At 64.1% G+C, this 10,702-nt stretch carries 10 protein-coding genes and 1 tRNA gene; 6 read left to right on the top strand and 5 right to left on the bottom strand.

The features are described 5' to 3' along the window. Window positions 1-100 precede the first annotated feature (100 nt). Together AC1D0P_RS14945 and AC1D0P_RS14940 are read left to right on the top strand one after the other, a co-directional pair. The gene (locus tag AC1D0P_RS14945) at window positions 101-532 is read left to right on the top strand and encodes a DsrE family protein (RefSeq protein WP_477677461.1); all 432 of its coding nucleotides are present in this window, start codon (window positions 101-103) and stop codon (window positions 530-532) included. A gap of 252 nt (window positions 533-784) precedes the next feature. Then, on the top strand, window positions 785-2,320 hold the full coding sequence (locus AC1D0P_RS14940; RefSeq protein WP_477677460.1) for an FAD-dependent monooxygenase: 1,536 nt from the start codon (window positions 785-787) through the stop codon (window positions 2,318-2,320). Window positions 2,321-2,377: 57 nt separating this feature from the next. On the opposite strand, the gene AC1D0P_RS14935 is transcribed toward AC1D0P_RS14940, so the two are convergent. After that, window positions 2,378-2,521, bottom strand: a complete 144-nt coding sequence (locus AC1D0P_RS14935) for a hypothetical protein (protein WP_477677459.1) — start codon at window positions 2,519-2,521, stop codon at window positions 2,378-2,380. Window positions 2,522-2,662: 141 nt separating this feature from the next. Here AC1D0P_RS14935 and AC1D0P_RS14930 point away from each other — a divergent pair, with 141 nt between their 5' ends. From AC1D0P_RS14930 to AC1D0P_RS14920, 3 genes are all read left to right on the top strand, one after another. Beyond that, a complete protein-coding gene (locus AC1D0P_RS14930) occupies window positions 2,663-4,150 on the top strand; it encodes a CYTH and CHAD domain-containing protein (RefSeq protein ID WP_477677458.1) in 1,488 nt (495 codons plus the stop codon). An 86-nt stretch (window positions 4,151-4,236) separates the two neighbouring features. Next, window positions 4,237-4,310: transfer RNA gene (locus AC1D0P_RS14925), tRNA-Gly, on the top strand. Window positions 4,311-4,565: 255 nt separating this feature from the next. Further along, complete coding sequence (locus tag AC1D0P_RS14920) at window positions 4,566-5,729, top strand: serine hydrolase domain-containing protein (RefSeq protein ID WP_477677457.1); 1,164 nt, start codon at window positions 4,566-4,568, stop codon at window positions 5,727-5,729. A gap of 39 nt (window positions 5,730-5,768) precedes the next feature. Here the strand turns inward: AC1D0P_RS14920 and AC1D0P_RS14915 are convergent, their stop codons facing one another. The 3 genes from AC1D0P_RS14915 to AC1D0P_RS14905 form a co-directional block, all read right to left on the bottom strand. After that, window positions 5,769-6,599, bottom strand: coding sequence for an alpha/beta fold hydrolase (locus AC1D0P_RS14915; RefSeq protein WP_477677456.1), 831 nt, complete (start codon window positions 6,597-6,599; stop codon window positions 5,769-5,771). Between the two features lie 76 nt (window positions 6,600-6,675). Continuing rightward, the gene (locus AC1D0P_RS14910) at window positions 6,676-7,155 is read right to left on the bottom strand and encodes a nuclear transport factor 2 family protein (protein ID WP_477677455.1); all 480 of its coding nucleotides are present in this window, start codon (window positions 7,153-7,155) and stop codon (window positions 6,676-6,678) included. After that, window positions 7,152-8,012 carry an alpha/beta fold hydrolase gene (locus tag AC1D0P_RS14905; RefSeq protein WP_477677454.1) on the bottom strand — a complete coding sequence of 287 codons (861 nt, stop codon included), beginning with the start codon at window positions 8,010-8,012 and terminating at the stop codon, window positions 7,152-7,154. Before AC1D0P_RS14905 ends, AC1D0P_RS14910 begins: the two co-directional genes overlap by 4 nt. A gap of 287 nt (window positions 8,013-8,299) precedes the next feature. Here AC1D0P_RS14905 and AC1D0P_RS14900 point away from each other — a divergent pair, with 287 nt between their 5' ends. Further along, the gene (locus AC1D0P_RS14900) at window positions 8,300-9,166 is read left to right on the top strand and encodes a pirin family protein (RefSeq protein ID WP_477677453.1); all 867 of its coding nucleotides are present in this window, start codon (window positions 8,300-8,302) and stop codon (window positions 9,164-9,166) included. Window positions 9,167-9,199: 33 nt separating this feature from the next. Here the strand turns inward: AC1D0P_RS14900 and AC1D0P_RS14895 are convergent, their stop codons facing one another. Further along, window positions 9,200-10,672, bottom strand: coding sequence for an aldehyde dehydrogenase family protein (locus tag AC1D0P_RS14895; RefSeq protein WP_477677452.1), 1,473 nt, complete (start codon window positions 10,670-10,672; stop codon window positions 9,200-9,202). Between the last annotated feature and the right edge of the window lie 30 nt (window positions 10,673-10,702).

The following is a 10,702-nucleotide window of genomic DNA, read 5'->3' as shown; positions in this document are numbered from 1 at the left end:
GTTGGGATGGGGGCCCGCGGCGTTTGAAGGAGCCCGAACGATGGAGTGTCTCAGAGCCGGCATTGTGTTGAAATAAGCCTCCCCCTCAGGAGACTCCCCCATGAACCGCAGACTCGTACTCCAGGCCGGCGCCACGGCAGCCCTCGCCACCCTGCTTCTTGGCGTCCATGCCCAGCCCGCAGGCGGCAAACGCCAGGGCATCGTGATCCAGGTCAGCGATAACGACCCGGCCAAATGGAACCTGGTGCTCAACAACGCCAAGAACCTGCAGGACGACGTGGGCGCAGCCAACGTCGAGATCGAGATCGTCGCCTACGGCCCCGGCATCAGCATGCTCAAGCTTGAATCACCCACCGGCTCGCGCATCGCCGACGCCGCCAAAGCCGGCATCAAGGTCACCGCCTGCGAGAACACCATGCGCGGCCAGAAGCTGACCAAGGACGACATGCTGGCCGGCATCAGCTATGTGCCCGCCGGCGTCACCGAGATCATGAAGAAGCAGCACGAAGGCTGGGCTTACCTGCGGCCTTGACTTTTATCAGGACCTTGCCACGGCTTGGTCATGGATTGTTCCGGGTGAGCCGGAGGCCTTGCTACACTGTGGCTGTCGAAAAAGGCAGACTTGGTATGGTCAGTCCAGGTCCTTTCAGAAACGAGAGCTCTGCCTCCGCACATCGCCGGAGGCCCCACGACGAACACCGATGCCGTAGAGGCGTCCCCTGTTCGTCCGTGTGGTTCTCAACGTCGACGAACCGCTCCGGCCGGACATCACTCAGGAGCGGACATGAACAATTCTTCCATCTATGACGTCGTAGTCGTCGGGGCAGGCCCGGTTGGCTTGCTGCTGGCCGGTGAACTGCGGCTGGGCGGCGCATCTGTCCTGGTGCTCGAGCAGGCCGACAACCCGGACTCTCCGCTCAAGAGCCTTCCCTTTGGCATGCGCGGGCTTTCAATTCCCACTGCCGAAGCGCTCTATCGCAGAGGACTCCTGGGAGAAGTTCAAGCCTTGCAGGTGCAAAGAGCCAAGGCCCCCGACGGCAAGCCGGCGCCTGTCGCGCATTGGATGGGGCAGACGCGGCGCCCCGGCGGACACTTCGCAGGTATCCAGTTCTTCCAGGACAACATCGACAGCAAGCGGTGGCCATACTGCCTCCCCAACCCGGCAAGCGCGCCCATGGTTTCGACCATGGCGGACCTCGAAGCCGTGCTGGACGCGCATGCGACTACCCTGGGGGTGGATATCCGGCGAGGTGTTGCCGTCGACGGGTTCAGCACTTCGGACGAACACGTGGATGTTCTCGCGGGCATCCAGACCTTTCGCGCCCGCTGGCTCGTCGGATGTGATGGCGGCCGCAGCACCGTGCGCAAAGCCGGCGGTTTTGATTTCTTGGGTACGCAGCCGGAGTTCACGGGCTACTCGGTTGAAGTCGAGCTGGCCGACCCGGAGAAGCTGACGCCGGGGCGCCAGTACACCCCCACCGGGGTGTACACGTTCCAGCCCCCCGGAACGATTGCCATGGTTGACTTTGACGGGGGTGCGTTTCACCGCAACCAACCCATGACCCTGGAGCATGTGCAGTCGGTCTTGCGCCGTGTCGCCGGCCCCGGGGTCACCGTCACGGCGCTCAGGCTCGCCACCACGTGGACCGACCGGGCTTTTCAGGCCGGCCAATACCGCAAAGGGCGGGTGCTTCTCGCCGGGGATGCCGCCCACATCCATTCGCCGCTCGGCGGGCAAGGCTTGAACCTGGGATTGGGAGACGCCATGAACCTCGGATGGAAGCTTGCCTCCACCATTCGGGGCGAAGCGCCGGGCGAGTTGCTGGATACCTATGCCGCCGAGCGCCACCCCGTGGGTGCGCAAATTCTGGACTGGTCGCGTGCCCAGGTCGCGCTCATGCGGCCGGGCGAAAGTTCCCGCGCTCTCGGAAGCATCATGCGCGACCTCATTGAGACACCGGACGGTGCGACCTATTTCGCCGAGCGGGTATGGGGTGCGACCTTGCGGTATGACCTTGGCAACGCGCATCCGCTTGCCGGTCGAAGTGCGCCGGACTTCGAAGTGTCCGATGKCCGAAAACTTGCTGATTACCTGCGTGCCGGAAAGGGCTTGTTGCTCGAGTTCGGCGCCGACACCTTGAGACCCATCGCCGGCGCCTGGAAAGACCGCCTCGCATACGCGCGTGCAAGCACCGATGCCCGGTTCGGCCTGAGTGCGGTGCTCGTACGCCCGGATGGCGTCGTCGGCTGGGCAAGCGAGTCGACATCCGACGCCAAAGAGTTGCTCATACAAACGACGCGATGGTTTGGCACACCTTGATAACGGTGGGTTGGCCGCCCGCACCGGCCGGTGAAAGCGCTGGTTCAGCTTACGGCGCTAAGGGTTGATGAGGTGGCAGATCAGCCGGAAGCAGACCGTGAAGATCACGATCACCAGCGCGATCAGCAACAGCCTGTCGCCGGCCTTGGGCAGGGTTTCCATGGCGCGCAGCGTGATGGTGGTGGCGTCGACCACRCCCACCGCGGCGCTGAAGGCAGCACGAAGGCTGGGCTTACCTGCGGCCTTGATTCGGTGAGGGCCTTTGCCTGAAGGTTCACCTGGCGCGCTGCTGCGCAGTACCATGACTCTTGTCGCCGCGCGTTCGGCGCCGCACAAACCCCCATGGAAATCGAACTCAAGCTGAGGCTGCCCCCTGACGCACTGGCCGCGCTGCGCGCCGACCCGCTGTGGGCCCATACCCGCGCCACGCGCAAGCAGCTGGACAACATCTACTTTGACACGCCGCAGCGCGCGCTGGCCCAGGCCGGCATAGGCCTGCGCCTGCGCAGCGACGGCAAGCACTGGCTGCAAACCGCCAAGGGCGGCGGCAGCAGCCGCGCGGGCCTGCACCAGCGCGAGGAAATCGAATTCCCCGTCGCCGGCCCGGCGCTCGAATGGGGGCCGCTGGCCGGTACAGCTTTTGAGTCGGTTCTGGCGCCCCTCAAAGACAAATTACAGCCGCAATTCCGCACCCGCTTTGAGCGCGAGATCCGCCAGGTCACAGCCGCCGCGGGCGGCATCATCGAGGTCGCCATCGACCACGGCGAAATCCTGGCCGGGGACCACAGCGAAGCGCTGTGCGAGGTGGAACTGGAACTCAAGGGCGGGCCGGTCGACGCGCTGTTCGCGCTGGCCCTGCTGCTGGTGGAACGCCACCCGCTGGTGCTGGACAACCGCAGCAAGGCCGAACGCGGCGACCGGCTGGCCCGCGGCGCGGCGCTGGAGCCTGCCGTCAAGGCCGCTGAACTGGCAACACCCCCGGGTGAGGACGCCCGCGACGCCGCGCGAGAGGCCGTGCAAGCCTGCCTGGCCCACTGGCAGGCCAATGAAGCCGGCTTCCTCGCCCAGCCCCAGGCCGGGCACTATGACAGCGAATACCTGCACCAGCTGCGCGTCGCGGTGCGGCGCCTGCGTGTGGCCTGCGGCCCGCTGGCCGGCGCGGCCGAATGGCGGCAGGAAGCGCTGGCACCCTTGCAGGACAGCCTGCGCGCACTGGGCCAACGCCTGGGCGCCGCCCGCGACTGGGACGTCTTCATCGAAGAAACCTGGCCCCCGCTGGCGGACAGCCTGCACGACGCGGCGCTGCGCCAGAAGCTGCAGGAGACCATCGCCCTGCAACAGGCCACCGCGCGCCTGCAAGCCCAGGCCGCCCTCGAGGAACGCGACACCCAGCACCTGCTGCTGCAGCTGGGCCGCTGCCTCACCCAGCCCGAGGACGAAGGTCCACCCGTGCCCTTTGACGCGCTCACGGCGCAGCTCGAGAAACTGGACCACAGGCTACGGCAAGCCCTGCCCCGGCTGGAACAGCTAAGCCCCACGCGACTGCACCGCCTGCGCATCACCGCCAAAAAGCTGCGCTACCTCACCGAGTTCATCGCCGGCCGCTATGACGCCAAAGCCATCGAAGACTGGCTGGACTGGCTCAAAAAGGCGCAAACCGTTTTTGGCGTGCACAACGACCGCGTGACGGCCAGGGCTCATATCGAGACCCTTTGCAGTGGCATGGACCAGCCCGGCAAGCTGCAGCACAGCCTGCAGGCGGCGCTGCGCGAGCAGGAGCAGCCTGAGCTTTCGCTGCCTGAGTTGCCTGAGCCTTACTGGCGCTCGTGAAGACCGGAACCGGGGTGTAAAATCGCCGCGAGCCCGCCCCTGGCGCGGCTTCAGCGCAAAAGGTGGTTCGTCAGCAGCCACACAACGCGGGTGTAGTTCAATGGCAGAACGGCAGCTTCCCAAGCTTCATACGAGGGTTCGACTCCCTTCACCCGCTCCATATCCCTGGATCTTGATTCTTTGAAGATTTAGCGGCAATTTCCATTCCCCATCCAGCCCTGCTGTCAAAAAGATATACGCCAAGGGGCCAACTCACTGAGCACGAGCGGATGGCGATGGCATCCGGGCGCAGTTCCAGGTACAGCAGGGTAGGCTAGACTTCCATCGCGGTGAGCAGCCGTAGTACATGGGTCCGGCCCAAGAGCCTGCGGTCATCAGCTGCGGTCAAGGCCGTTGCTCTGCAGGAGTCATTCACATGCGCCACCTCGCTACCGCCGTCGTTTTGATCCTCAATGCGCTTGCCGCGTCCGCCGCGCAGGTGGGTGTACTTCCACCTCTGGACGAAGCAGCCGGGCGCCTGCAACGCCAAACACCGGCGCTGATGGCCAGCGCCAGGGTGCCGGGGCTATCCATGGCACTCGTTACCGACAAAGGATTGGCCTGGCACGGTACGTTCGGCCTGGCGAATGCGCGCACGCGGGAACCGGTGGCGGAGGACACCGTGTTCGAGGCCGCTTCACTGAGTAAAGCGGTTTTCGCCTATGCGGTGCTGCAACTCGTGGACGCCGACCTGCTCGAGCTGGACACTCCGCTCGTGCGCTACCTCCCGGGTGGCTACGAAGTGGGAGAAGACCCGCGCCTTGCGCAGATGACGGCGCGCCATGTGCTGAGCCATCGCACGGGCTTTCCGAACTGGAGGACGGCGGGAGCACCCTTGACGATTCATTTCACGCCGGGTGATCGCTTCAGCTATTCAGGAGAAGGCTTTGTCTACCTTGCCAGTGTGGTGGAACGCATCACCGGGGAAAGCACCGAGCGCACGGTAAAGCGGCTGGTTTTCGACCCCCTGGGCATGACGCACAGCAGCTTCCTCTGGCAAGACAGCCATGCGCAACGCAAGGTTTTCGGCCATGACACACGCGGCGAGCCGCAAGGGCAGCGGCGCTGGGCATCTGCGAACCCTGCCGCCAGCCTGAGCACCACAGCGCCGGATTACGGGCGCTTCCTGGTCGCAGTGTTAAACGGCGAACGATTGAAGCCGGACACCGCAGCGCAGATGCTGCGCAGCCAGGTTCGCGTGGGGCCATTTACGAGCAGCATTGGCCGGCCGGCAACACCGCTTTCGGACGAAGTCACCTGGGGCCTCGGTTGGGGGCTGCAACAACGAAACGGGGACGAAGCGTTTTGGCACTGGGGCGACAACGGAAACACCAAGGCCTTCGCAGTGGTATCGCGCACGCATCGACGTGGCCTCGTGTTCTTTGCAAACGGCGCGAACGGTCTGTCAATCGCAGCAGACCTCGTGGCGTTGGCCATGGGGGAAGGAGGGCAGCCGGGTCTGGAGTGGCTCGACTACCGGCGCTGGCAGAACCTGCCGCCCGGCAGTCGCGGCGACCTCCCGCCTCAGCTATTGCACTAACGTCCTGCGAAGGATGTTCATGGCAAAGGCCGGCTGTCTCTATCGCCGCAGCAAACTTTCAAAATATCGCCCGAGCGCCAGGTTGAACGCCTGGGGTGCTTCCAGTGGAGGCAGATGCGCCATGCCCTGAAGTACCAAGCTTTGGGCCCCGGGTATGCGCTGCGCAACAAGCGCGCACCTTTCCTGCAAGTGCGGGAGGTCAAGATCGCCCCACATCACGAGCGCAGGCGCTTTGATCGCTTCCAGCTGTTCCCATGCTGAAGGTTCTTCGGATGCCGGGCCAGGGTCGGCTGCCCGTAAAGCGCTACCGTTCATCGAAAGGAAGAGCCGGCGAATCTCACCGCCTACCCGATCTGGCGGACTCAAGGGGCCGTCCAGCCAAAGACGTGCCTGAAGCTCATTCTTTGCATCCAGGTCGCCCTGCGCCGCAGCAGCGCTGATTGCATCCATCAGGGCTTTGACCGAATCGCCGTATCGTGGCGCCGGCGCGCCGCTAACGCCGGGAGAAACCAGCACCAGACCGCCCACCCGGTCCGGCCGCGCCAACGCCGCGTCGATGGCTACGCGGCCTCCCATGGAACAGCCCACCAGCACCGCACGGTCATATCCCAAAGAATCCATCACGTCCCTAAGGTCGGCCACATTTGAATACGGCGTTGGCCTCAATGTGCGCGATTCTCCAAAGCCACGGCGGTCGTAACTCACCACAGGATGGATTGTTGCCAGCCAGTCCCATTGGCCTTGCCACATTCTTCGATCCGCGACGTTGGCGTGCAGCAAAACAACCGGCATGCCCACTGCCCCATGGTTTGTCTCGTATTCCACGGCCAGCAACGCGCCAGGAACTTCATGCAGCTTCATTGTTTTCATGGCTATGACGATACTGATTGCAGGCCCTGGATGTCAACTGTGATGGCCGGCCGCTTGCCAGTCGCCCAGCAGTGGCTCACCCGATGCCGTGCTGGCGCAGCAGCGCCTCCTCGTCCCCGGTGATCCAGCCGAACACCCTGGCCGTGGTGCCTTCAAGACGCACTAGATAGACGTTGGTGAAGGGGATGACTTTTTCCTGGCCTTTGGCCTTGTAGGTCGCGCTCCATTCCACGCGGGCCAGTCCGTGAAGCTCGTCAATTACCGAGACATGGAGATTGCGCACCACCATTTGCTGCACGCCTGTTTCACGATAGTGCTTGAAACCCTGCACCGTCACCTTTTTGAATTCTTCATCGTTCTTGCCCGCGAAGAGGCCCGAGGGCGATGCGGCGATAAACGAATCCGCATAGAGTGCCGCGACGGCCGGCAGGTCGACTTCGCCCTTTAAGCCGGCGTTGAAGTGGCCTTCATAACGATCAAACAATTGCCGCACCGCTTGCTCCATCTCGTGGGAACCGGCTTCCTTGTTCATGACATGCACCCCTTTAAATGTCACCCTCTCTCTTTCACAAAATCGAAGATCAGCTCCGCGCACTGCGCCGCGTGCGTCTCGAGCAGAAAATGCGGGCCGTCGAGGACATGCGCCTCCATGTGCGGCAAGTCCCGTAGCCAGGACACGATTTCAGCGCAGTCGAAGAAGCTGTCATGCYGTCCCCAGAGCATGAGCGCCGGCGGCTGGTGCTGGCGCAGGTAACGGCCGATGTCCTTGAACCGGTCGGCATAACGGCCATAGTCCTTGACCAGGGCGCGCTGCAGTTCAAGATGGCCGGGCTGGCTCATGATGCGCCAATCCTCTATCCAGTTGTCGGCGGAGATGCGCGAGGCGATGTCCTCCGGTATGCCGCCGACGTACTGGGCGCGCACCCCTTCGAAGCTCAAATGCGCCGTGGCGGCTTCTTCATTTTCTTTCGACGGCGTATCCCAATAGGCAATCGTGTCCTGCCAGGCCGGGCCAAAGCCGGTGCGATGCGCGTTGGCGTTCTGGATCACCAGGCCCAGCACGCGGCGCGGGTCGCGCATCGCAAGGTCTAGCGCGACGGGTGCACCGTAGTCGTGCACATACAGGTAGGCGCTGGCCACGCCAAGCTTTTTCAGCAGGTCCTCGATCACATCGGTGAAGCGCGCGAAGCTCGGATCGGGAATGAGGCCTGATTGGCCGAAACCCGGAAGATCCGGCGCGATCACAAAACACGTTTCCGACAAGCGCGGGATGATGTTCCTGAAGGTTCGTGACGAGCTCGGAAAACCATGCAGGAGCAGGAAGGCGGGATTGCTCCGGTTTCCGGCGAGCACAGCGGAAATCCTGCAGCCGGCAATATCAAAATCCTCACGGCGCGCTGGGCTGTCCGTCATTTCGGTTCTCCCCGGCGATGGATGGGTGGGTTCAAAGAGTCAGCCTAGCCGCCCCTGCGTGGTGGCGTGTGGGAATATGGTGCGGCGCGGTATCGGACGCTTTCCCGTCGCCTGCCTGGCGCTTCCCGGGGGCAATTCCCCTATGCCAGCGCGTCCCTCCCAATTGTTCTAAAAACAGAACGCAGACATGCGGTTTTGCCCCCTAATGGGGCGTCTTTTTTCCCCCATCTGCCCTGTGTTGGCCCGGTTCTTGCCGGCCTCACCACAGGAAACAGGAGAAACACGCGATGAAAAAGATTCTGGGCATTTACAGCAACCCCCATGGCCACTGGGTCGGTGACGGTTTCCCCGTGCGCTCGCTGTTCACCTATGACACGCTGGGCTCGCATGTGAGCCCCTTCCTGTTGCTGGACTATGCCGGCCCGGCGCAGTTTGAGCCCACCGACACGCCGCGCGGCGTGGGCCAGCACCCGCACCGTGGTTTTGAGACCGTGACCATCGTCTACAAGGGCGAGGTCGAGCATCGCGACTCCACCGGCAACGGCGGCGTGATCGGCCCGGGCGACGTGCAGTGGATGACGGCGGCATCCGGCATCCTGCATGAGGAATTCCACTCGCGCGAATTCACGCGCACGGGCGGGCCGTTTGAGATGGTGCAACTGTGGGTCAACCTGCCGGCCAAAGACAAGATGGCGGCGCCGGGCTACCAGGGCATCCTGGACAAGGACATCCCGCGGGTGGACCTGCCGGACGGCGCGGGCACGGTGCGCGTGATCGCGGGCGACTATGAGGGCCACAAGGGGCCGGCGCGCACCTTCACGCCGATCGACGTCTGGGACATGCGGCTGCGCGAAGGCAAGACGGTGGTGCTGACCATTCCCGAAGGCCGCACGGCGGCGCTGGTCGTGCTGCGCGGCACGGTGCAGCTCAACGGCCAGGAAGTGGTGCGCGAAGCGCAGATGGCGCTGCTGGAGCGCGAGGGCGAAGCGCTGCAGATTGAAGCCAACGGCGACGCCACCCTGCTGCTGCTCAGCGGCGAGCCGATCGACGAGCCCATCGTGGGCCATGGGCCGTTTGTGATGAACACCCGTGAGGAAATCCTGCAGGCGATGAAGGATTTCAACGCGGGGCGTTTTGGGCGGATGGCGGGCTGAACCCCGCACAGCCCCACGGGCTGTGCGATGGCTTTAGCCGAGCTTCAGGTTCACGTTCTTGGTATACGTGAACTCCATGAGCTCGGCAAAACATTCCTCGCGCCCAATGCCCGATTGCTTGACGCCGCCGAAAGGCGCGCCCATGAAGTGCTGGCTGGAGTTGTTGATCCACACATAACCGGTGTGTATGCGTTTGGCGGCGCGGTGCGCGGTGTTGATGTTCTGCGTCCAGATGGAGCCGGTGAGGCCGAAGTCGACGCCGTTGACCTGCTCGAACAGGCTGTCTTCGTCAGTCCATTTAAAGACCGACATGATGGGGCCGAAGACTTCTTCCTGCGCCAGACGCATGTGCGGTTTCATGTCGGCGAACACGGTGGCTTCGTAGAAGAAGCCGTCTTTCAGCGCCTCGTCCGTAGGCTGCTTGCCGCCGCAGACCAGACGGCCGCCGTCTTCCAGGCCCTTGGCAACGTAGCCCTGCACTTTCTCGAGCTGCGCGCGGCTGACCAGCGAGCCCATGGTGGTCCTGGGGTCGGTCGGAATGCCGGGCTTGTGGCGCTCGGGCAGCAGCTTGACGACTTTCTCCAGAACCTGGTCATGGATGGACTCGTGCAGGAAGACGCGGCTGGTGGAGCCGCAGCTCTGGCCCGACCAGGTGAAGTTCATGCCGCCGATGATGCCGTTGACGAGTTTGTCGATATCGGCATCGGGGTAGGCGATGAGCGCGTTTTTGCCGCCCAGCTCCAGCAGCACGGGCTTCAGGTTGTCGGAGGCCGTCTTCATGACGGCCTTGCCCGTGGGCACGCCGCCTATCAGCGTGATCTTGCGCACCAGCGGATGCTTGCCCATGGCGTCGCCGCACTCGCGGCCGCCGCATAAAAAGTTGGCGACGCCGGGCGGGAAGACGTCGCCCACGAGTTCAGCCAGCCGCAGGATGGACAGGGGTGCCTGGTCGGGCGACTTCACCACCACGGTGTTGCCGGCGGCCAGCGGTGCGGCCAGGCGGGCGGCGGCGAACATGAAGGGGTGGTTGTAGGCGACGATGCGGGCGATCACGCCCAGCGGCTCCTGCAGCGTGTAGTTGAAGTTGCCGTCGCCCATGGGGATGGTTTCGCCCTTGATCTCGGTGGCCAGGCCCGCGAAGTAATCCAGGCAGTCGGCGGCAAAACCCGCGTCCATGGCCAGGGCCGACACCGGGTTGCCGTTGTTGAGCGAGTCCAGCAACGCCAGCGGCACCGCATGCTCGCGCAGCACGGCAGCAGCCTTTCGCAGGTAGCGGCCGCGCTCCACGGGCGGCGTGGCGGCCCAGGCCGGAAACGCCGCGTGGGCGGCCTGCACGGCGGCATCCACATCGGCCGCATCGGCGATGGGGGCCGAGGTGATGGCTTCGTTGTAGGTCGGGTTAAAGGTGTCGGCATAGCCGCCGGCCTTGGGCGCATGCCAAGCGCCGCCGTAGTACAGGCCGCGTTGGGTCGGCAGGATGCCGACGGGGATTTCGTGTGCGCGCATGTGTTTGCTTCCTTTGATGCTCTTGTGTTA

This window comes from Polaromonas sp. P1_G2 (assembly GCF_056405515.1).
Note: the sequence above shows the minus strand (reverse complement) of the source record. Positions and strands in the feature narration are given on the sequence as shown.